Origin of the sequence: Subtercola lobariae (assembly GCF_014640255.1) — a bacterium.
In the GTDB taxonomy this organism is placed as follows: Bacteria; Actinomycetota; Actinomycetes; order Actinomycetales; family Microbacteriaceae; genus Subtercola; species Subtercola lobariae.
Genome location: NZ_BMGP01000004.1, coordinates 183655 through 205401 on the forward strand (window position 1 = coordinate 183655; position 21747 = coordinate 205401).

Here is a 21747-nt window from a genome sequence, read left to right on the forward strand (position 1 = left end):
TACAGCCCGCCACACGACGTCTGCGAGGCTGTTGAGCGCCTCACATAGATAAGAGAGTGGGCTCCCGCTCATCCATTACGCCACTTTCAGAAAAAGTTTGAAAAGTTTTGCGTACCGCCATCGCGGCGGCCGCCGTCGCACCCCCCCACCCTAGAATCGTCGAGTGAAGATTCTCGTTCTCGGCTCCGGTGCTCGCGAGCACGCCATCGTTATCGCCCTGCTCGCCGAGACGCAAGAGCACGAGCACGAGCACGAGCACGAGCACGAGCACGAGCACGAGATCATCGTCGCCCCCGGCAACGCCGGCATCGCCGCAGAGCCCGGCGTCACCGTCGCGGCACTCGACCCGAACAGCCCTGAAGACGTCACGAACTTCGCCAACGAACAGAGCATCGAGCTCGTTGTGATCGGCCCCGAAGCTCCGCTCGTCGCCGGCGTCGCAGACGCTCTTCGCACGCACGGAATACCCGTGTTCGGCCCCGGCAAGGCCGCCGCCGCGCTCGAGGGCAGCAAAACCTTCGCGAAACGCGTCATGGAGGCCGCCGGAGTTCCCACCGGCCGAGCAACCCGCGCGGCCACCGCCGAAGACGTCGACCGCGCCCTCGACGAATTCGGCCCGCCCTACGTGGTGAAAGCCGACGGCTTGGCTGCCGGCAAGGGTGTACTCGTCACCTCTGACCGCGACGCCGCTCAGGCGCACGCCCACACCTGGCTCGCCCACGGCGATGTGCTGTTCGAAGAATTTCTCGACGGCCAAGAGGTCTCGCTCTTCTTCGTGAGCGACGGCCACACCGTGCTGCCCCTCTCGCCCGCGCAAGACTACAAACGCCTCGCCGACGGCGACGAGGGCCCGAACACCGGCGGAATGGGCGCCTACTCGCCGCTCCCCTGGCTCGACGACGAGTTCGAGAGCGAAGACGCGTTCGTCAATGAGGTTCTCGTCTCGATCGCGCTGCCGACCATCCGGCAGCTCGCGCGCGTCGGCACCCCGTTCATCGGGTTGCTCTACTGCGGGCTGATCCTCACCCAGAACGGCGTTCGGGTGATCGAGTTCAACGCGCGGTTCGGCGACCCCGAAACACAGGTGGTGCTGCCGCGTCTCGAGACTCCGCTCAGCGGGCTGCTGTACGCGGCGGCGACGGGTACGCTCGCCGGGCATCCGGTGCCCGTCTTCTCGAACGACAGCGCCGTGACGGTGGTGCTCGCGAGCGAGAACTACCCTGAGACGCCCGTGACGGGCCGCGAACTCACCGGATTAGCCGAGGCCTCAGCCGTCTCGGGCGTGCACATTGCGCACGCTGCCACTGCGGTTCAGGATGCCCGGCTCATCACCACCGGAGGCCGTGTGCTCAGCGTGGTGGCCACCGGCGCCGGGTTCGCCGAGGCGCGTCACCGCGCGTACGAGGCCCTCGCGCTGATCGGGCTCGACGGGGGGCAGTACCGCACCGATATCGCGGCGCGCGTCGACGAGTCGCTCGCGGCAGCATCGTCTTCTCCGTCTCTTGCCGAAGCTGAAGGCCCCGCGCCGATTGCCGGCTGGCGTCACGTGTACTCGGGCAAGGTGCGCGATTTGTATGTTCCCGCCGATGTTGTCGCGGCGGGCGGCGCCTCAGCGCTCAGAGCTCGAGGGGTGGGCGACGCTCTCGCCGTGGCACGCGCGGTGCTCGTGGTGGCCAGCGACCGGGTGAGTGCGTTCGACTATGTACTGGAGCCGGGCATCCCGAGCAAAGGTGAGCTGCTCACCACGCTGAGTCGATGGTGGTTCGAGCAGCTCGAAGGGTTCGCGAATCACGTGCTGAGCAACGATCGCGATGTCGACTCCATCGCCGACGTGCCGCCTGTGCCGGGCGATGTGGCGGGGCGGTCGATGGTTGTGAAGTCGCTGGACATGTACCCGATCGAGTGCGTGGTGCGCGGTTATCTGTCGGGCAGCGGCTGGGTCGAATACCAGGCCAGCCAAAGCGTCTGCGGGGTTCGGCTGCCGGCCGGGCTGCGTGACGGCGACAAGCTGCCGGTGCCGATTTACACTCCCGCGTTCAAGGCGGAGCTGGGCGAACACGACGAGAACATCACCTACGAGCGAACAATCGAACTGGTCGGGGCAGAGGTTGCGGCGCAATTGCGCGGCCTCTCGCTCGGCATTTACGCGCGGGCCGCCGAGATAGCCGAGGCGAAGGGCGTGATTCTCGCCGACACCAAGTTCGAGTTCGGTGCCGACCGCGAGACGGGCGAAATCACCTTGGCCGACGAGGTGCTGACCAGCGATTCGAGCAGGTTCTGGGAGGCGGCGGCATACGACTCCGGCGACCGCACCGCGAGCTTCGACAAGCAGATCGTGCGCAACTGGCTCGCCGCGAACTGGAACAAGCAGGGCACTCCCCCGGCGCTCCCGCCCGAAATCGTGGAGCAGACCGCCGCTCGCTACCGCGAGCTCATCGAGCGCCTGACCGGCTCCCCCGCCGCCTGACCGCCTCGGCGGTCACCCGACCGGTTCCGCTGCCGCCTGACCGACACGGCGGTCACCCGACCGGCACGGTGGTCACCCGACCGGCACGGTGGTCACCCGACCGGTTCCCCTGCTCCTGCGCGCCTCAGCGTCAGCCCGCCGGCGGCCTGACGCGCCCAAAAGCCAGCCGGCCCGCGCCCCATCTACCGCACGAGGGAGTTACGTCGGAGCACAGCCGATATCCGCCCGTATTGTCGACTTGCGCGCTCTGCTCCGACCTAACTCCCGCAGCCTGTGCCCGATGTGTGGATGCTCGGCATCGCAGATGCTCGGCAGCGCACGTGCCCGGCAGCGCACGTGCCCGGCCGCCGCTCACCGCCGACGCCACCGACTGCATGCGTCGCCGCGGGCTCACCCCGTCAGGAGAGCCGGCTCCCCACCACGTGCCGCACGAGGGAGTTACGTCGGAGCACAGCCGATATCCGCCCGTATTGTCGACATGCGCGCTCTGCTCCGACCTAACTCCCGCAGTCTGTGCCCGATGTGTGGATACTCAGCAGCGCGCATGCCCTGCCGCCGCTCACCATCGACGCCACCGACTGTTTGCGTCGCCGCCGGCTCACGCCTGGCAGGGCGCGGGCGTCAGACGGCGTAGGCGCCGACGAGGCGCACGGCGCCGCCGTTGACACCCTTGGCGCCCTGCTCGAAGCCCGTGAAGTCGCGGGAGGTGGTGGCGACTTCGCCGATCTGCCAGGTACGGATTCCGTCTGCCGAGAGCGCTGCTGTGATCGCCGCGGCCGCGGGGGCTGCGACGATGGCGATCATTCCGATACCGAGGTTCCAGGTGCCTTCGGCCGACTCGAGGGTGGAGCCCGCCCAGTCGCTCAGCACGCGGAAGACCGGCAGCGGCGACCACGTCGCGCGGTCGACCTCGACCCACGATCCGACAGGCAGCACGCGCGCGAGGTTCGCCGCGATTCCGCCGCCGGTGACGTGGCTGAGCGCGTGCACGGAGCCCATCGGCACTGCGATGTCGTAGCCTGCGTGGTCGAACCCGTCGGCACCCGTCGCGAAGCCCTGGGCGCCGCCGATCAGGCGCAGGAGGGGCGCGGTGTACAGCCGGGTGGGCTCGAGCAGAGCTTCACCGACCACGCCACCGAGTTCGGCCGAGGTGGAGCTGTACGAAACTCCGGCACCAGAGAGAATGTGGCGTACTAGTGAGAATCCGTTCGAGTGCAGGCCCGACGACTCGAGCGCCAGAACAACGTCGCCGGCGGCGACGCGCTCGGGGCCGAGCAGAGCATCCGCTTCGACCACACCTGTGGCAGCGCCCGCCACATCGTAATCGTCAGGCCCGAGCAGCCCCGGATGCTCGGCCGTCTCGCCCCCGACCAACGCTGTTCCGGTGGCGGCACACCCCCGCGCGATTCCGGCAACGATGTCGGCGATGCGCGCCGGAACAACCTTGCCGCAGGCGATGTAGTCCGTCATGAAGAGCGGCCGCGCGCCGACCACCACGATGTCGTCGACCACCATGCCCACCAGGTCTTGACCAATGGTGTCGTGCTTGTCGAGCGCCTGCGCGATGGCGACCTTCGTGCCGACGCCGTCGGTGGAGGTCGCGAGCAACGGGCGGCGGTACGCCGTGAGCGCCGACACGTCGAAGAGCCCCGCGAATCCGCCGAACCCGCCCACCACGTTCGGGCCGTGCGTGTTCGAGACCGCCGACTTCATGAGTTCGACCGCGAGGTCTCCGGCCGCGGTGTCGACCCCGGCTTCGGCGTAGCTGTTCGTCATGCGCCCATTCTCCCAGACTCGCCCCTGCGCCGCGCCGCAGTGAGGCCGTTACGCCGTAGCGAGCCCGGCGTACCTGCCTCATCACGGCGTAACAGGCTCACTACGGCGCGTGACGACCGCACAGAGCTGCGTCGAAGGGTGCCCGGCGAAGTAGCTGGGCCGAGCATCCGTTCACCTGTCGTACAGAGGCCAGAAACCCGAGACCCATAGCGTCTGAACACATTCGGTTTTCATAGGAGATTCATGAAGCACACAGCACTTTCTGGTGCGGGCGCGGCCGCCGTCGGCTTCGGCCTCGCGGCATTGCTCGCCGTCTCGGGCTCGCAATCCGCCCTCGCGAGCGGCACCGTAGCGAGCGGCACCGTAGCGAGCGGCACCGTAGCGAGCAGCACGGCAGCGAGCGAAACCACCGCGTCGACCACCCCCGGCACCGCCGTCACCGCGAACGCGTTCGGCGACAACACCGGCTACGGCAACGCCGTGCTCGGCCACACCGCCCCCGCGAACGGCACCGTCAGCATCGATGCTTTCGGCAAATACACTTACACCCCGAACGCCGGCTTCACGGGCACTGACAGCTTCACCATCTCAAGCTCTGACGCCGTCAAGCTGTTCTCCACCGACCTACCGCCCCTCAAATCCTTCGGAGGCGTGAACGTCACGGCTGGCGGCTACGGCTCATCGGTCACCGCTGTGCCCGGCAAACCCGGCTTCATCTACGGCCTCACCGACCGCGGCCCCAACGTCGACGGGCCGAACGGCACAAAGATCGAGCCGATTCCGAGCTTCACCCCCGCCATCGGCGAGTTTCAGTTGGTGGATGGTCAGGCGACCCTCGTGCGCAACATTCCCCTGAAGGCGGCGAACGGCACGCCCCTCAACGGCCAAGTGAACTCCCAGGCGTCGACCAACGAGACCATCACCGACATCAACGGAAGCCCGCTGCCGGCCTCCCCCTACGGATTCGACTCCGAGGGCCTCGTCGCTCTGCCCGACGGCACCTTCTGGGTCTCTGACGAATACGGTCCCTACGTCTGGCACTTCGACAGCAACGGCACCAAGATCGGCGGGTTCTCGCCCGATGACGGTACCCTGCCCGCCGAACTGAAACTGCGCAACCCGAACCAGGGCATGGAGGGGCTGACCATCACTCCTGACGGCAAGACCCTCGTCGGCCTCATGCAGAGTTCGCTCGTGCAGCAAGACCTCAACGGCATCAAGCCGAAGGCGATGCCCGTCACGCGGCTCGTCACCATCCCACTCGACGGAAGCCAGGTGCACGAGTACCCCTACTTGCTGAGCGACCCGGGCAAGCTCGGCATTGCCTCGAGCGAGATTACGGCGCTGTCGAACACCACTTTCTTGGTCGATGAGCGCGACGGAAACCTACCGCCGGCCAGCGCTACCAACCCGGTGTCGAAGAAGATCTACCAGATCGACATTTCGGGTGCCACTGACATCGGCCCGGCATCCACTGTGCCGAACAGCACCTACGACGCTTCGAACGGTGGGCTGCTGCTGACGGCACCTGCTCCGGCTGCCGCAGCGAACGCCGCCGCGTTGCCCGACGGCACCACCACCGTGGAAGGTTTCGCCGCGAAGGTCTCGCCGTTCACCACCGCCGCCGTGACCGCAGCACTTACGACCCGCGGCATCACGCCGGTTTCGAAGTCGCTCTACCTCGACCTCGGCGCCACCCTCGGCACGCTCAGCCCCGACGGCAGCTTCTTCGGCCACGACAAGATCGAAGGCATTTATCCGCTGGATGCCCACACCCTGCTCATCTCGAACGACAGCGACTTCGGGCTCTCGGGCAGCGTTGCGGGTGTCTCGCACCCGTTCGCGCTCGTTCCGAAGATTCTGGCCGACGGAACGCAGGATGACGGCCAGTACCTCGAGGTCGACACCGCGAAGCTGCCGGCCACCCCGGTGACCACCACAGTCTCGATCACGGTCGCTCCCGCGGCGGCGGGCGGCAGCACCTCGGGGTCGGGCGCGGCAGGCACGGGCTCCGGCGCCGTCTCTGGCAATGCGGCTGGCGCCCCCGGCAGCGGTACCCTCGCCAGCACCGGACTCGACACCACGGCTCCCCTCCTCGCGGCCCTCGCCTTGCTGATCGCCGGCGCGGCGACCTTCGTCGCCACCCGTCGCCACCGCATCGGCACCCACCGCTAACCGAGTCGGGGCACCACCCCGCCCGCATCGCATCCCCTCGCCGAGCCGAGGCCGTCGAGGTTGCGCACAAGCACCTAAGCCCTCGGGGAGGTGCTTGTGCGTAACCGCCGCGCGCTCAACGCCGCGGCCCGGGCGCGTTCTGCCGGGCATCCAGTGGCCGCAGCGGCACCGGGCAGCCCTGACAGAGCCTGACAGAGGGGAACCGCACAGAATGGCGACCGTAGAATAGAGAACGGCCTGTTTTTCTCTACCGTCTGGAGCCCGCCAAAGCATGTGCGGCATCGTTGGCATCGTTTCGTCTGAGCCCGTCAATCAACTCGTCTACGACTCTTTGCTGTTGCTGCAGCACCGCGGCCAAGACTCCACGGGCATCGCGACCGCCGAGCGCGACATCTTCCACATCATCAAAGCCAAAGGCCATGTGCGCGAAGCCTTTCGAACGAGAGACATGCGCTCGCTTCTCGGAACAATGGGTCTCGGCCATGTGCGCTACGCCACCAAGGGCAACGCGTCGAGCGAGCAAGAGGCGCAGCCGTTCTATGTGAATGCGCCGTACGGCATCATCCTCGTGCACAACGGCAACCTCACCAATACCCGCGAACTGACGCAAGAACTGTTTCACATCGACCGTCGGCACCTGAACACCGATTCAGACACCGAGCTGCTGCTGAACATCCTGGCCCACGAACTGCAAGAGCAGGTTTCGGGCCTCGACCTCGACCCCGAGCAGGTCTTCACTGCGGTCTCGCGGGTGCACCAGCGCGTGGAGGGTTCGTACGCCACCATCGCCATGATCGCCGGGCACGGGTTGCTCGCGTTCAGAGACCCGTGGGGAATCCGCCCGCTCACGCTCGGCAAGCGCACCCTCGAGTCGGGGCGCGACGAGTGGGTCGTGGCGAGCGAGTCGCTCGTCATGGAGTCGCTCGGCTACGAAGTCGTGCGCGATGTCGCTCCAGGCGAGGCCGTTTTCATCACGATGAATGGCGAAATGTACTCCAAGCAGTGCGCTCCGGATGCCCGGCTCGTGCCCTGCTCGTTCGAATTCGTTTATCTGGCCCGCCCCGACTCCGTGCTCTCGGGCATCTCGGTGTACGAGGCGCGCCTGCGTCTCGGCAACCGTCTCGCCGACACTGTTGCGCAGTGGACCCCGTCGGGCGACATCGACGTGGTGATGCCCATCCCCGACAGCTCGCGCCCCGCGGCTATGCAGGTGGCGCAGAAGCTCGGCATCGAGTACCGCGAAGGGTTCTACAAGAACCGCTACGTGGGCCGAACGTTCATCATGCCCGGCCAGGCCGTGCGCAAGAAGTCGGTGCGCCAGAAGCTGAACGCCATGTCGACCGAGTTCAAGGGCAAGAACGTGCTCATCGTCGACGACTCGATCGTGCGCGGCACCACCTCGAAAGAGATCGTCGACATGGCGCGGCAGGCGGGTGCGAACAAGGTGACGTTCGCGTCGGCCGCACCACCTGTACGCTTTCCACACGTGTACGGCATCAACATGCCCTCACGCGACGAGCTCGTGGCTCACAACCGCAAGATTCCCGAGATCGCTGCCTATATGGGTGCCGACCACCTCATCTACCAAGAGGTCGCCGACATGGAGGCGGCGATCATCGAGGGCTCCTCTGTCGAGCACCTCGAAATGAGCTGCTTCACCGGCGACTACGTCACCGGCACCGTCAGCCCCGAGTACCTCGCCTGGGTAGAGCGCACCCAGAACTCCTGACGCGATACCCCACCCCGGGCATCCGTAACCCGCATTCATCCCCGGCTTCGGCTCGCCTCGCGCCCAAACGAGAGGTCGAAATCTCTCCAACCTCCCGCCGTTTGGGAGAGATTTCGACCTCTCGTTCGGCAAGCGGGGTGGGGGCAGGGGCGGGTGGATGCCCGAGTCAGGCGGTCGCGGAGGCGAAGTTCGGCGACCAGCCGAAGGCCGGGGCCACGTGCTCGGCGATGGTGGCGAGCAAGTGGGCGTTGTACTCCACGCCGAGCTGGTTAGGCACGGTGAGCAGCACGGTGTCGGCCGCCTGCACCGCGGCGTCGGCGGCGAGTTGAGCGGCTATCACGTCGGGCTCGCCCGTGTACGAGCGCCCGAAGCGGGCGAGGCCGCCGTCGAGGTAGCCGACCTGGTCTGACGATTCCCCCGCGGCACCAGAGCCGAAGTAGCGGCGATCGAGGTCTGACGTGATGGGAATCACGCTGCGCGAGATCGAGACCCTCGGCTCACGAGTGTGGCCAGCAGATGCCCATGCCGAGCGATAGAGCGCAATCTGCTCCGCCTGCAATTCATCGAACGGCACCCCGGTGTCTTCGGTGAGCAGCGTCGAACTCTGCAGGTTCATGCCCTGCTCCGCCGCCCAGACGGCCGTGGCGCGAGTGCCAGACCCCCACCAGATGCGGTCGCCGAGCGTCGCCGAACGAGGTTCGATGGCCAGCGTGCCGGCCGAACCCGTCATCTGCGGGTTGGCGTGGGCAACGTGCGCACCGGCGATGGCCGCCCGAAACAGCTCCGTGTGCGAGCGCGCGAGATCGGCATCCGTCTCGCCGTCAGCCGGAACATACCCGAACGACTCCGAGCCACGCAGCGCGGTCTCGGGTGACCCGCGGCTCACGCCGAGCTGCAGCCGCTCGCCGCTGATCAGATCGGCTGCCGCAGCCTCTTCGGCCATGTACAGCGGGTTCTCGTACCGCATATCGATCACGGCCGTGCCGAGTTCGATGCGCGAGGTGCGGGCGCCCATGGCGGCGAGCAGCGGAAACGGCGACGCCAGCTGCCTGGCGAAGTGGTGCACGCGTACATACGCCCCGTCGATGCCGAGCTCTTCGGCGGCCTCGGCCAGCTCGATGCTCTGAATGAGCGCATCTCGAGCCGTGCGCGCCTGCGATCCGGGCACGGGCTGATAGTGACCGAACGAGAGAAATCCGATGCGCTTCTTCATACCCGGTACAGCGCCCTGAGCATCCTAGATATTCCCGCTTTCATGCATTCGTATGGATGCTGGCAGAGCTCACGCGAGTGTCGCCGTCGAGGTTGGCGTTGTAGCTCGGCTTCGACGCGGCAGACACAGCGCCAGCAGCACGAACCCCGCGATGGCGCACGCCACGTAGATATAGCCGAGCGGAGCCTGTGAGTCGTCGGGCAACCCTGCGGCGGCGCCCATGGCGACGGCCACGAAGAGGTAGCAGATGGCCGACGTGAGCCCGCCGATCAGGCCGAGGTTGCGCTCGAAGAGCCCCATGACGAGCCCGTAAGCCAGCGGGCATAGCGCCCCGCAGCCGGCGAGGGCGAGCACTCCGCCCACGGTGATCCACACCAGGTGCGGGCCGACGAGAGTGCCACTCAGGGCGAGCACCACCGCGCCGAGAGTGAACGAGGCGAGGGCGGCGAACCCGAGCATCCGCGACGAAATGCGTGTCGCGAAGAAGCTGGTCGACAGCTCGCCGATCAGGTTGGCGGCCCCCACGACGAGCGCAATGAGCCCGTAGAACGCGGGCGAGAGGCCGAGCTGCATCTCGTAGAGCAGGGGTGCCACGACGCCGAACATCAGCTGGGCGCTGGCGAACACCGCGAACATCAGCGTCAGGCCGATGAAGATGCGGCGGCGCAGGGTGGAGGCGAGCACCCCGCGAATCTCTCGGGGTCGAATGGGCGTTCGCCGGGCATCCGGCAGCGTCTCGGGCAGCAGAAAGAAGATGACAGCGGCCGCGAGCAGGGCGAGAACCGCGATCAGCACGAAGATTCCGCGCCACGAGACGAACTGCACGAGCAGGCCGCCCACGGCAGGGGCGAGCACGGGCGCGAGGCCCCACGAGGCGCCGAGCAGACCCGAGAGGGAGGTGAGCCGCGCGCCCCGAAAGGAGTCGGCAGCGATGGCGTAAACGATGACCATGGTCGCGCATCCGCCGAGCCCCTGCACGAATCGCAGCACGAGAAGGGTGTAGATGTCGCCCGTGAGAGCGCAGCCGAGGCTAGCCACGAGCAGCACTCCGAGGCAGACGAGCAGCGTCGGTTTGCGCCCGCGAGCGTCGGCGATGATGCCGATCGGCAGCAGCCCGATGCTCATTCCGAGCACGTACGCCGACACCGAGTTCTGCACGAGCGTCGAGGTGGTGTGCAGCTCAGCGATCATGTCGGGAATGGCCGGCGTGTACGCGTCGATGGGTATCTGGCTGAGCGGGATGATCGCCAGCAGAATCACCACGAGCATCCGCTGCCGCCCCGCCGGCCGCGCCACTGCCGCTTCGCTCACGTGAACATCCTCCCCTCGCACAGCATATGGGAAGCCCTACCGGGAATGCGCGCGGCCGATTTATAGTTGTAGCTACAATGAATACTTCGACTGAGCTGCTTCCGGCCGACGCTGGCATGGGTGCCGTGACCCTGCGCGTCGGCGACCTCTACGCCATGATTCGCTACTACCGCGACGCCGTCACGCTCGAACTGCTGAGCCAGCACGGCGACGTCGCAGTGCTCGGCCGAGGCAGCACGGCGGTGCTTATTCTGCAGTCGGCCCCCGAGCTGAAAACCCCCGAACCGCGGGCCGCCGGGCTCTATCACACGGCCATCCTCTTCGACTCGCGCGAAGCGCTCGCGGCCGCGCTCTACTCGGTCGCCACGAAGGCGCCCGGCACGTTCACGGGCAGCGCAGACCACAAGGTGAGCATCGCTTTCTACTTCACCGACCCCGAAGGCAACGGCGTCGAGCTCTACTGGGATCGCGACCGCACCGAATGGAGCTGGATTCACGGCCAGGTCGAGATGGCGACGCTCTCCATCGATCCGAACGAGTTCGTGAAGACGTACCTCACGCCAGAACTGATCGAGAGCCCGCGCGTCGGCCGGGCATCCGTTGGCCATGTGCACCTCTCGGTGGGCGATGTGCCGAGCGCAAAAGAGTTCTACGTGAAGCGTCTCGGTTTCGAGACCACCGCGGAGTTCGGCGACAGCGCCCTCTTCGTGTCGGCCGGCAAATACCACCATCACATGGCCATGAACACCTGGCAAAGCGCGGGCGCAGGGCGGCGAAAGCTCGCGCTGGGGCTCGCCGAGGTCGACATCGTGGTGCCTGCTCCGGATGATCTGGGTGCACTCGAAGAGCGGCTCGCCCACTACGGCACTCCCTTCGCCAACGACGGGCAGAGCTTGCTCATCGAAGACCCCTGGGGCAGCGCCGTGAAGGTGCGAACTGCTGGCTGAATTCGCTGTCAGTTCGGCCGAGTGGCGTAATAGATCGGCACGTTCGCACTCTCTATGAGGTGAAGCCCGCAGCTCTGCGGGCCGATCAGACCTCAAGGAACAGTGAATGCAACGACGCAATCTTTCTCCCTCTGGCGCCCGGCGAAAGCTGCCGCGCGCCGGGCACGGCTCGACGCCGCTCGATCGGGCCGGGCGTGCCCACGCCCGAGTCGGTCAGGCCGGGCATCCACTCGGCCGACTCGGTCGAGCCACGCTCGTCGCCGCCGCGCTGACGGCGGTACTCGCGGCCCCGCTCTGCGCCGGGCAGATCGCTTCGGCGACGGCTTCGACGCTGACGGATGCTCCCGCCACCCTTGCGGCGCCGGGAGGCCCGGGCATCACATCCACCTGGACGAGCGGCGACAAACTCGGGCTCGGCACCTCGTTCGCCGCAGACCCATCGACGTCGAAGTCGCACGTCTGGTACACCCTCGGCCCGGGCAAAATGACCGAGGTCTTCTATCCCACAGCCGACAGCCCGCAGACTCGTGACCTGCAATACGTCGTGACCGACAACAGCGGGTACACGAGTGTTGAAGAGACTGACACTACTCAGCAGGTCGTGCTCAGCGACAGCCAAGCGCTCGAGTACACCCAGATCGACACCGCCAAGAACGGTTCGTATCGCATCACGAAGAAGTACGTCACCGACCCCGACCGCTCCACCATGCTCATTGCGACGCACTTCGAGCAGCTCACCGGCACGACTCCGCTGCACCTGTACGCGCTCTACAACCCCTCGCTCGGCAACGCTGACGCCGACATTGCGAGTACGGTCGGTCACACCTTGGTGGCTAGCGGCGGCGGCGTGGCCAGTGCGCTCACCTCGTCGTTGCAGTTCACCACAACCACCAGTGGGTACAGCGGCGACGCGACCGATGGGTTCAGCCAGCTCACCACAAGCCACAAGCTGACCGGCGTCTATGACAGCGCTACGACGCCCGGAAACATCGTGCAGACCGCCGAGGTTCCGGTGGGCCGCGATACCACCTTCATGCTCTCGCTCGGGTTCGGGGCATCCACTGCCGAAGCGCAGCTCAACTCGAACGCATCGATACTGGCCGGCTTCACCGACCGCGAAACCGCCTACGTGGGCGGCTGGCACAGCTGGTTCACCACGCTGAAGGCCGCGCCGGCGAGCGTCGCGGGCACGCCCAAACTGCTCACGCAGTACGACGTGGCGCTGATGACACTGCGGGCGCACGAAGACAAGACTCACCCGGGGGCGTTCGTGGCATCGCTTTCGACGCCGTGGGGCGAGGTGAGAACAGGCAATGCGCCGGGGTACCACGCGGTCTGGGCGCGCGACCTCTACAACACCGCCACCGCGTTGAACGCTGCCGGCGACACACCGGCCGCCGTGCGAGCGCTGAACTACATTCTCGGCACGCAAGAACGTTCCGACGGCAGTATTCCGCACAACTCGACCGTGAACGGAGCCGGAATCGCGGGGCTCGACGGCCTCCAGTACGACGAGATCGCCGACCCGGCCATTCTCGCCGACCAGCTGGGCATAACGGATGCGGCGACGTGGGCGAAGGTCGAGCTCTCTGCCGACTACCTCGTTGCGCATGGCGTGAGCACTCCGCAAGAGCGCTGGGAAGAACAGGGCGGCTACTCGCCCGCCACGATCGCGGCCGAGATCGCCGGGCTCGTCTCGGCAGCAGACATCGCCACGAAGAACGGCGACACCGCGCGGGCCACGAGCTACCTCGCCACCGCAGACAACTGGCAGGCGAGCGTGGAGTCGTGGACGGTCACGCACACCGGCGACATCTCGACCGCGCACTACGAACGCATCAACCACAATGGCACGCCCGACGAGAACCAAATCCTGACCGACTCCAACGGCTGGTTGAAGCTCGATGCTCGCGATGAGATCGATCCGAGTTTTCTCGAGCTGACGCGCCTCGGAGTGAAGCCGGCGAATGACGCCGTGATCGGCGCATCCGTTGGCGTGGTCGACTCTGTGCTCAAGTCAGACACGCCCGCTGGCCCGATGTGGCACCGCTACAGCGAAGACGGCTACGGCGAAAAGGCTGACGGAACGCCGTTCAACAACTCAGACCCGGGTACGATCGGGCGCGCTTGGCCCGTGCTCACGGGTGAACGGGGGGAGTACGAGCTCGCGAACGGCAACGTGGCGAACGCGCAGACCGACCTGGCCGCGATGGCTGCGAGTGCGAACGCCGCGTACATGATTCCGGAGCAGGTGTGGGACACCACGAGCATCCCGGGCTTCACCGACGGTCAGGCCACGAACTCGGCCGCGCCGCTCGCCTGGGCTGACGCGCAGTACGTACGTCTCGCGCTGTCGATCAGTGCGCCGCGGGCGGCAGGTACGCCGGCCAACGTCGAAACGCCCAAGATCGTGGCCGACCGGTACGCGAACCAGGTCAACGTCACCCTCACCGAGAACGCCAGCACCAGCTGGGGCGACACGGTCTACGTGGTGGGCGCGAGCGCGGCACTCGGCAGCTGGAAGACCGACAAGGCCATTCGCCTGTCGTCGGCGACGTACCCGAACTGGTCGGTTCGGGTCTCGCTGCCCGCGGGTTCGGCCATCGAGTACAAGTTCTTCACGAAGGCGGCCGACGGCTCCATCCACTGGCAGCTGCCCGGCAACACGACGCACACGCTGCCCGCCGGCGGTGACGTTACCTACACCGGCACCTTCTAGTTCGCCGAGCACGTTCAGCCACCCTCATCTTGTGGGCCGTATGTGCGTTTCGTCACCAGACGAGGTCGCACGTACGGCCCACAGGATGCTCGGCTTTCGCCCGAGAGAGGCGTCGTTACTCGTGCGGGTCGACGCGCTGCACCTCGACCGGGCCCGTGAACTGGCTGCCGCGCAGCTCAGACCGCGCGTCTCCGCTGAACAGCGCATCCGGAGGCGTTTTCGACGGCGCCGTCTTCTTGCGCGGCGCATCTGACTCGAGCGGGGTCTCAGACAGCTCGACCCTGCTGTGCGGAACCGTCTGCGGGCTGACCTGCTGCACCCAGCTGACCATCGATTCGCGCACGTAACAGCGCAGGTCGAAGAGCGTCGGCGCATCGACCGCGGTGACGAGAATGCGAATGCGCACGTAACCCGCGAGGGCGTCGGTGACCTGCAGAATGGCCACGCGGTGATCCCACAGCTCGGTCTTCTCCATGATGCGGTGCAGTTCATCGCGCATGGCGTCGGGCTTCACGCGCCAGTCGAGGTCGAACTCGACGGCGCCCATCAGCTCGGAGTTCTTACGCGTCCAATTCTGAAACGGCGTGGTGGTGAAGTAGGTCGACGGCAGAACCATGCGCCGGTCATCCCACAGATGAACGACCACGTAGGTGAGCGTGATTTCTTCAATGCGGCCCCACTCGGTTTCGACGATCACCACATCGTCGACGCGAATGGCGTCGCTGAACGCGAGTTGCACGCCGGCAAAGACGTTCGCCAGGGTCGACTGGGCCGCGAGGCCGGCGATGATCGAGATGAGTCCGGCGGAAGCGAGCAGGCTCGCGCCCGCCGCCGAGACACCCGGAAAGGTCAGCAGAATCGCGCCGAGCCCGATGAGCACCGCGGCAACGACCGTGATGCGCCGGATGATCAGCACCTGTGTTCGCAGCCGCCGGGCATGCCGGTTGTCGGGCACGTCGGTGCGGTAGCGCGCCAGCCCGAGGTCTTCGAGAAAAATGGCCAGCGCGCAGACCAGCCAGGTGCCGGCAGCAATGGATGCCACGAGCATGCTGTGACTCAGAAACTCACGCCACCACGGGTCGAGGTTCGAGGCCTGCACGCCCGCCCACAACGCAATGACGAGCAGAAAGATGCGAAACGGCATGCGTGCACGTTTGACGAGCAGGCCGGCCCAGTCTTTTCGGCGCGCGATTCGTCGCACGATGAAGGCGACCACCGCGGTGACAACGATGGCGATCGCCACAGCGATCACGGTGAAGATGAGGGTTTGCAGCCAGGGCATACCGCTCAGGGTAGAGAAAATTTCGGTCAAGAACGCATCCTTCACAAACTTCGTGAGATGGGTTTCGAGCGACGCCGCACAAAACTTCGGTTACTCCACCCTGTCACGCCCGCTCTCCCGAACCTCCGTAACCCCTGAGCGGAAGGCTTCACTTCACGCATTGGAACTTGTTAATGATAGACTCTCACTTATGATGAATCGTTCGCGCTATGGTCGCGCAGCTGGTCGATTGTCGATCGCTGCGCTGGTGGCGACGAGCGTCGTCTTGTGCGCCGCCGGCTGCGGTCCAATCACCTTCCACACTCCCGCAACCGGGGCGCCGTGGGTGTCAACCAACGGCGGAATCGGCTCGGGCGGCAGTTCAGTGTTCGGGTCGGGCGGCGGCTCAGGCGGCGCTTCGAACGGTGTTCATTCGGGCGCCGGGGGTCATAGCTTCCACCACTCGTCGCATCACTGATTCGTGGCGCACTGATTAGTGTCGTGCCTACTGACTTTGCGCCCGTCGGCTTGATCCCCCACCGACCCGTAGCCTCACGCGAAAACCCTGCCACGTCGCGCGGAACCTGGTCTATTGGCGTTCCGGCCAACCCCGCAGTCGTCTGCGCGCGAACACTGTTGGCCTGAATGCACGCCACATCAGGCGAGCATGGCTGTACGCCGCCTTGCGCGCGGTCGCACATGTAAAAGCGCCCATTCGGAGCATCTGAACCCATTCGTCGGGTGAAGATGCGCCGAACGGGCGCTGATTGGTGGCGCTGGGCGCGAGCCGAGGTCAGCTCGCGGTGGTCGGCGGGGCAGTGTGGCCGGTCGGGGCAGGTGCGGCGTGAGCACCAGCTGCGTGCGTTCCGGCCGCGTGCGCTCCCGAGTGGGTGGGCGCTGACTGGGCTGCCGTGGCACTCGAGGCCGTGGCCGCCGCCGATACTGACACGGAACCGGGGGCTGACACCGAGGCAGACGCGGTGGCGGGGACCGCCACGGGTGCGGCTTCGGTGGCTGAGGCCGGCGCGGCGGCGGAGGCCGCCGTGTCTGCGGCAACCGGGGTGCCTGCGGTGGGGCCCCAGGTGCGGGCCGCGGGCTTTGCGAAGAAGATCACCGCGACGGCACCGAGCAGCGCCACGATGGCGGGCAACAGCATCGCCTGCGACATGGCAGTTGCGAAACCGGCCTTCAGGGCATCTGGCAGCGGGCCGCCCTCACCCGCACCGGCGCCGCCGCTACCGGCCGCGACCGGAAGCTCGGCCGTCAAGCGCGACTGCATGAGCGCTGCGATTGCGGCGCTACCGATGACGGCACCCACCTGGCGGGTGGTGTTGTAGACGCCCGAACCGGCACCCGCGAGTTGCGGGTTGAGGTTACGAGTGGCTGTGGTCGAGAGCGGTGACCAGATGAAGGCGTTCGCCACACCGAGCAAGCCGAGCGGGAAGAGCAGCTGCCAGAGTTCGACGTTCGGCGTCATGAGCGACGCCTGCCAGAACAGTGCGGCAGACAGCGCCACGAAGCCGAACAGCGTCAGCAAGCGCGGGTGCACCCGGTCGACCAGACGGCCGACGACGGGCGAGAGGCCGCCGGTGAACACGGCCATGGGCACGAGCATCAGCGCGGCTTCGGTGGGGGTCAAACCACGAACATCCTGCGCATAGAGCATGAACGGCAGCGTCATACCGGTGATGACGAAACCCATCACCGTGATGGCGATGTTCGCCAGCGAGAAGTTGCGGTCGCGAAACACCTTCAGCGGCAGCAGCGGTTCGCCGCGGTTGAAGACCTGCCAGACGATGAACACCCCGAGCATCACGATGCCGAAGATGATGAGACCCCACACCGAGATGATGCCCGTGATGGTGCCCCAATTGTAGGTCTCTCCCTCTTGAATGCCGAACACGATGCAGAACAAAGCGATGGCACTCAGAAACACGCCGAGAATGTCGAACTTGTGCTCGTGCGTCTTCAGCACGGGCACGAACTTCACGGCCAGAACGAACGCGATCACGCCGATTGGAACGTTCACGAAGAAGATCCACTCCCAACCGAGACCGTCGACGAGCACGCCGCCGAGAATCGGGCCGACGAGCGTGGCGATACCGGCGACAGCACCCCAGAGCGCCATGGCCTGGCCACGGCTCGTCGCGGGGAAGATGCGGGTGATGACCGCCATCGTCTGCGGGGTCATCAGCGCGGCGCCGAGACCCTGAACGACGCGGGCGATGATGAGCGTGGTGATGTCACCGGCGAAGCCGCACCAGAGCGAGGCGAGCGTGAAGATCACCAGACCGGCGAGGTAGATGTATTTCGGGCCGAAGCGGTCACCGAGGCGGCCGGTGATGAGCAGAGGTACGGCGTAGGCCAGCAGGTAGGCGCTGGTCACCCAGACGACGGCATTGATGTCGGCGTCGAGACCTTTTTGAATGGCCGGAGTCGCGACAGAGACGATGGTGCTGTCGACCAGGATCATGAAGAACCCGATCACCAACGTCCAGAGCGCGGGCCACGGTTTTGCCATGGTTTCCATTGAAGTGGTTTCCTTAAAGTGTTGTGGAGAGCGGTGGGAAAGGCGGTGTGAAGTGAAGTGGTGGGGGGCGAAGTGCGGCGATCAGCCCGCAGAAGCGGCGGTCAGTTCGGTCTCGTCAGCGGTGAGAAAGTAGTCGGCGTGCGCCGGGGCGGCGGCCTGTTCGGCACGGTTGAAGTCGACGTCGTCCATCCACTCGAGACGGTGTGCGGTCAGGTCGGCCACAAGCTGCTCGATCCATGCGATCTCGGTGATCAATAGCGCCTCACGATGCGAACCGTGCAACCAGAACAACCGGAGCGCGCCTTCTTCTTTCTTTTGCGAAATGATGTCACGCACCACCGACAGTTGACCGCGCAGCTCGGTGAGCCGCAGGGTGAGCAACTGGATGACCGTGGCCCGAGGCAAGTTGTGGGCCTCACTGATGGCCAGTTCGAATTCGGGGTACTCATTCGCAGGGGTCTGCAGCAGTTCGGAGACACGATTCTCGAGCGCCGAACGACCGGCCGCTGTGATCTCGTAGGTAGTTCGCTCGGGCCTACTGCCGTCGCGCCCCGTTCCCGCAACGGTGACGAACCCGTCGCGGGCAAGCCGGTCGACCGCGTGATAAAGCGACCCCGGGCGCACCTTGACGATTTCGCTTTTGAAGCGCCTGATGAGCAGCTGGTACATCTCGTAGGGGTGCATCGGCGCTTCGGTCAGCAGCGCGAGCGCCGACAGACCCAGGGGCGTGAGGGCAGTGGATGCCATGCTGAATCCTTTCGTCGAGAACGTATTCCAGCGGAACTATTCGGTGTGAACTATTCCACATGGAATATACGCCAATCTCACGTCGAACGCAAACCACCGAGCAGGCACCCGGTTCCACAATCGACAAACGGGTTTGTGCGGGGTGTGGAAACTGCACACCCCGCACAAACCCGTAGCTCGAATGGCCGTGCTAGACCTTCAGAGAAACGTCTGCTTGCGACTCGCGGTTGAGGCCGGCCGCGTTCGGCGGCGCTACCTCGGGGTCGATGTCGCCCTCGGCAAGGAGGGCCTCGACGCGGTCGGCGAGCGACCCGTCGACGTTGCGCCAGTACTGCAGCGCGCGCGCCTTGATCTCGGGGATGGTCACCTGGCCTACGTGACCGGCGATGTTGTTCGCCAGACGCTCGCGCGCGGCGTCGTCGAGCACCTCGCGAACGAGGGTGCCGGCCTGGCCGAAATCGTCGTCTTCAGCGTGCAACGTCGCGGCGGTGCGCTGCAGTTCACCGTCGTTCTGCCAGCCCGCGGAGTCGCCCGCGGCATCCGGTGACGCAGCAGGCCCGCCCACTGAGTTCGGCGCGTACACCGGAACGGCCGGCGAGTTGTAGGCGTACCGCGCCGCGCCGTCTTTCGAGTACGAGTTGACCTCGGCCGCATGCGGGGCGTTGACGGGCAGCTGAGCGTGGTTCGTTCCGACACGGTACCGGTGAGCATCCGCGTAGCTGAAAATGCGGGCGAGCAGCATCTTGTCGGGGCTGGCCGCGATGCCGGGTACGAAGTTCGAGGGGGCGAAGGTGGCCTGCTCGATCTCGGCGAAGTAGTTCGCGGGGTTGCGGTTCAGCGTGAGCGTGCCGACGCGGTGCAGCGGGTAGTCGGCGTGCGGCCAGACCTTGGTGAGGTCGAACGGGTTGAAACGGTAGGTCGCCGCCTCGGCGTAGGGCATGATCTGCACCGAGAGAGTCCAGGAGGGGAAGTCGCCGCGGTCGATGGCCTCACCGAGGTCGCGAATGTGGAAGTCGGCGTCTTCGCCCGCGATCGTGTTGGCTGCTTCCTGACTCAGAATCTCGATGCCTTGATTGGTCTTGAAGTGGTACTTCACCCAGAACCGCTCGCCCGCAGCGTTGATCCACTGGTAGGTGTGGGAGCCGAAGCCGTCCATGTGGCGCCAAGAGGCGGGCAGGCCACGGTCACCCATGAGCCAGGTCACCTGGTGGGCAGACTCGGGCGAGAGCGACCAGAAATCCCACTGCATGTCGTTGTTGCGCAAGTGCGAACCCGGCAGACGCTTCTGCGAGTGGATGAAGTCAGGAAACTTGATGCCATCACGAATGAAGAACACGGGCGTGTTGTTGCCCACGAGGTCGTAGTTGCCCTCGGTGGTGTAGAACTTCAGCGCGAAACCGCGCGGGTCGCGCCAGGTGTCGGGGCTGCCCTGCTCGCCGGCGACGGTCGAGAATCGGGCGAGAGCCTCGGTGGTGACGCCGGGCTGGAAAAGTGCCGCGCGAGTGAAGGCCGACACGTCATCGGTGATCTCGAGGGTGCCAAACGCTCCCCCGCCCTTGGCGTGCACGATGCGCTCCGGCACCTTCTCGCGGTTGAACTGCGCGAGTTTCTCGATGAGGTAGTGATCGTGCAGAGGAATGACGCCGTCGGCGCCGACGCTCTGCGAGTGATCGTCGCTCGCAACCGGGGCGCCCGAGTTGGTGGTGGTGTATTCGGTCATGTTCTCTCCATCGGTTTCATATATTCGAATTTCGGAATGTGACGTTGTGGGGCTTTCGGCGCATCGGCGCGGGCAGTGGATGCCCGGCTCAGGTATTGCGCCCGGCGGAGGTACGGGCATCCGTCGCCTGGCACGCCGGGCAGAGCCCCCAATACGTGACCTCGGCGGTGGCGATGGCGAAGCCGCCCGCCTCAGAAGGAGTAAGGCACGGCGCGTGACCGACCGCGCAGTCGACGTCTTGCACCGCCCCGCAACCGGTGCAGATGGCGTGGTGGTGATTGTCGCCGATGCGGCGCTCGTAGAGCGCGGGTGACCCTGCTGGCTCGATGCGGCGGATGAGCTCGGCCTCGGTGAGAGCGGCAAGAACGACGTAGATCGACTGCAGGGTGATGCCGGGTTGCTGCTTCTGCACCGCACGATGAACGGCGTCGGTGTCGGCGTGCGGCAGGGCATCCAGAGCCTCGAGAACCGCGAGACGCTGAGTCGTGACACGCAGGCCGGCGGCACGGATGCTGTCGGCCGGTTCGGGAGTCATGCGCCCAGTCAAGCAGTTATCGTGAGTAATTCATAATAAGAATGGCTCAATTCGCTGATCTGGGCCGCCCTGCCGGTGCCCGCCGGCTCGCGTAGAATGGGCGCATTCGCCCAGCCGTACGAAAAGAGTTCGTGGTGCCCACAATCGTCGTCGAAGTCATGCCCAAAGCAGAGTTGCTCGACCCGCAGGGCAAGGCCGTAGCCGGCGCCCTCGCGCGGCTCGGCCGCTCGCAGATCACCAGCGTTCGCGTCGGCAAACGGTTCGAGATCGAGGTCGAAGGCCCCGCCGACGACGCGATTCTCGCCGAGGTAGCGGCTCTCGCCGACGAGGTGCTGGCGAACCTCGTCATCGAAGACGTCATCAGCGTGCACTTCGCGGGTGCCGACGGGTTCGGCCTCGACGCAGACAACGACTTCGAGACGGGCAACGTCACGAGCGACACGTCGTTCGATGCGGCGCAGGGCGACGTGTCGAGCGAGACCGAGCAGCAGCTCGAAGACGAGATCAGCGAGGGGCTCGCGTAGTGGGTACGAATTCTGGGCTCAGCGCGGGTTCGTGGGCGAACGGAGCTGCGGGCGCGGGAAGCGCGGCTGGCGCTGCGGGCGCGGGTGCGGGTG

13 protein-coding genes and 1 pseudogene are annotated in these 21747 nt (G+C 66.1%); 6 read left to right on the top strand and 8 right to left on the bottom strand.

From position 1 onward, the window contains the following. Positions 1–163: 163 nt before the first annotated feature. On the top strand, positions 164–2467 hold the full coding sequence (purD, locus tag IEX24_RS11865; RefSeq protein WP_188678534.1) for a phosphoribosylamine--glycine ligase: 2304 nt from the start codon (positions 164–166) through the stop codon (positions 2465–2467). A gap of 621 nt (positions 2468–3088) precedes the next feature. On the opposite strand, the gene purM is transcribed toward purD, so the two are convergent. Then, complete coding sequence (purM, locus tag IEX24_RS11870; protein WP_188678536.1) at positions 3089–4243, bottom strand: phosphoribosylformylglycinamidine cyclo-ligase; 1155 nt, start codon at positions 4241–4243, stop codon at positions 3089–3091. A 243-nt stretch (positions 4244–4486) separates the two neighbouring features. On the opposite strand from purM, the gene IEX24_RS11875 reads away from it, so the two are divergent. Together IEX24_RS11875 and purF are read left to right on the top strand one after the other, a co-directional pair. Beyond that, complete coding sequence (locus IEX24_RS11875) at positions 4487–6418, top strand: esterase-like activity of phytase family protein (RefSeq protein WP_229715273.1); 1932 nt, start codon at positions 4487–4489, stop codon at positions 6416–6418. Positions 6419–6689: 271 nt separating this feature from the next. Further along, positions 6690–8147, top strand: coding sequence for an amidophosphoribosyltransferase (purF, locus tag IEX24_RS11880; RefSeq protein WP_188678538.1), 1458 nt, complete (start codon positions 6690–6692; stop codon positions 8145–8147). A gap of 166 nt (positions 8148–8313) precedes the next feature. Here purF and IEX24_RS11885 read toward each other — a convergent pair whose 3' ends face one another. Together IEX24_RS11885 and IEX24_RS11890 are read right to left on the bottom strand one after the other, a co-directional pair. Next, positions 8314–9360 (bottom strand): LLM class flavin-dependent oxidoreductase, encoded by a 1047-nt coding sequence (locus IEX24_RS11885; protein WP_188678540.1) that lies wholly within the window; start codon positions 9358–9360, stop codon positions 8314–8316. 69 nt (positions 9361–9429) lie between these two features. Continuing rightward, positions 9430–10671 carry a Bcr/CflA family efflux MFS transporter gene (locus IEX24_RS11890; protein WP_203585991.1) on the bottom strand — a complete coding sequence of 414 codons (1242 nt, stop codon included), beginning with the start codon at positions 10669–10671 and terminating at the stop codon, positions 9430–9432. A gap of 77 nt (positions 10672–10748) precedes the next feature. On the opposite strand from IEX24_RS11890, the gene IEX24_RS11895 reads away from it, so the two are divergent. Together IEX24_RS11895 and IEX24_RS11900 are read left to right on the top strand one after the other, a co-directional pair. Further along, a complete protein-coding gene (locus IEX24_RS11895; protein ID WP_203585992.1) occupies positions 10749–11618 on the top strand; it encodes a VOC family protein in 870 nt (289 codons plus the stop codon). Between the two features lie 106 nt (positions 11619–11724). Continuing rightward, complete coding sequence (locus IEX24_RS11900; protein WP_188678543.1) at positions 11725–14337, top strand: glycoside hydrolase family 15 protein; 2613 nt, start codon at positions 11725–11727, stop codon at positions 14335–14337. A 115-nt stretch (positions 14338–14452) separates the two neighbouring features. On the opposite strand, the gene IEX24_RS11905 is transcribed toward IEX24_RS11900, so the two are convergent. The 5 genes from IEX24_RS11905 to IEX24_RS11925 form a co-directional block, all read right to left on the bottom strand. Further along, positions 14453–15619 (bottom strand): mechanosensitive ion channel family protein, encoded by a 1167-nt coding sequence (locus IEX24_RS11905; protein WP_188679064.1) that lies wholly within the window; start codon positions 15617–15619, stop codon positions 14453–14455. A gap of 772 nt (positions 15620–16391) precedes the next feature. Beyond that, the gene (locus IEX24_RS11910) at positions 16392–18128 is read right to left on the bottom strand and encodes a DHA2 family efflux MFS transporter permease subunit (protein WP_188678544.1); all 1737 of its coding nucleotides are present in this window, start codon (positions 18126–18128) and stop codon (positions 16392–16394) included. Between the two features lie 81 nt (positions 18129–18209). After that, positions 18210–18875, bottom strand: a complete 666-nt coding sequence (locus tag IEX24_RS11915; RefSeq protein ID WP_188678546.1) for a PadR family transcriptional regulator — start codon at positions 18873–18875, stop codon at positions 18210–18212. Between the two features lie 190 nt (positions 18876–19065). Then, a complete protein-coding gene (locus IEX24_RS11920) occupies positions 19066–20595 on the bottom strand; it encodes a catalase (protein WP_188678548.1) in 1530 nt (509 codons plus the stop codon). Between the two features lie 88 nt (positions 20596–20683). After that, positions 20684–21130: a Fur family transcriptional regulator gene (locus tag IEX24_RS11925; RefSeq protein ID WP_188678550.1), complete on the bottom strand. Its 447-nt coding sequence runs from the start codon at positions 21128–21130 to the stop codon at positions 20684–20686. Positions 21131–21264: 134 nt separating this feature from the next. On the opposite strand from IEX24_RS11925, the pseudogene purS reads away from it, so the two are divergent. Continuing rightward, positions 21265–21498, top strand: a pseudogene (purS, locus tag IEX24_RS19615) (phosphoribosylformylglycinamidine synthase subunit PurS); the annotation flags it as partial. Positions 21499–21747 lie beyond the last annotated feature (249 nt).

What these genes read in the sequence shown, in the direction of transcription:
- purM (WP_188678536.1), bottom strand. Translation starts at nt 4,243, where the DNA reads ATGACGAACAGCTACGCCGAAGCCGGGGTCGACACCGCGGCCGGAGAC.
- IEX24_RS11875 (WP_229715273.1), top strand. Translation starts at nt 4,487, where the DNA reads ATGAAGCACACAGCACTTTCTGGTGCGGGCGCGGCCGCCGTCGGCTTC.
- purF (WP_188678538.1), top strand. Translation starts at nt 6,690, where the DNA reads ATGTGCGGCATCGTTGGCATCGTTTCGTCTGAGCCCGTCAATCAACTC.
- IEX24_RS11885 (WP_188678540.1), bottom strand. Translation starts at nt 9,360, where the DNA reads ATGAAGAAGCGCATCGGATTTCTCTCGTTCGGTCACTATCAGCCCGTG.
- IEX24_RS11895 (WP_203585992.1), top strand. Translation starts at nt 10,749, where the DNA reads ATGAATACTTCGACTGAGCTGCTTCCGGCCGACGCTGGCATGGGTGCC.
- IEX24_RS11900 (WP_188678543.1), top strand. Translation starts at nt 11,725, where the DNA reads ATGCAACGACGCAATCTTTCTCCCTCTGGCGCCCGGCGAAAGCTGCCG.
- IEX24_RS11905 (WP_188679064.1), bottom strand. Translation starts at nt 15,619, where the DNA reads ATGCCCTGGCTGCAAACCCTCATCTTCACCGTGATCGCTGTGGCGATC.
- IEX24_RS11910 (WP_188678544.1), bottom strand. Translation starts at nt 18,128, where the DNA reads ATGGAAACCATGGCAAAACCGTGGCCCGCGCTCTGGACGTTGGTGATC.
- IEX24_RS11915 (WP_188678546.1), bottom strand. Translation starts at nt 18,875, where the DNA reads ATGGCATCCACTGCCCTCACGCCCCTGGGTCTGTCGGCGCTCGCGCTG.
- IEX24_RS11920 (WP_188678548.1), bottom strand. Translation starts at nt 20,595, where the DNA reads ATGACCGAATACACCACCACCAACTCGGGCGCCCCGGTTGCGAGCGAC.
- IEX24_RS11925 (WP_188678550.1), bottom strand. Translation starts at nt 21,130, where the DNA reads ATGACTCCCGAACCGGCCGACAGCATCCGTGCCGCCGGCCTGCGTGTC.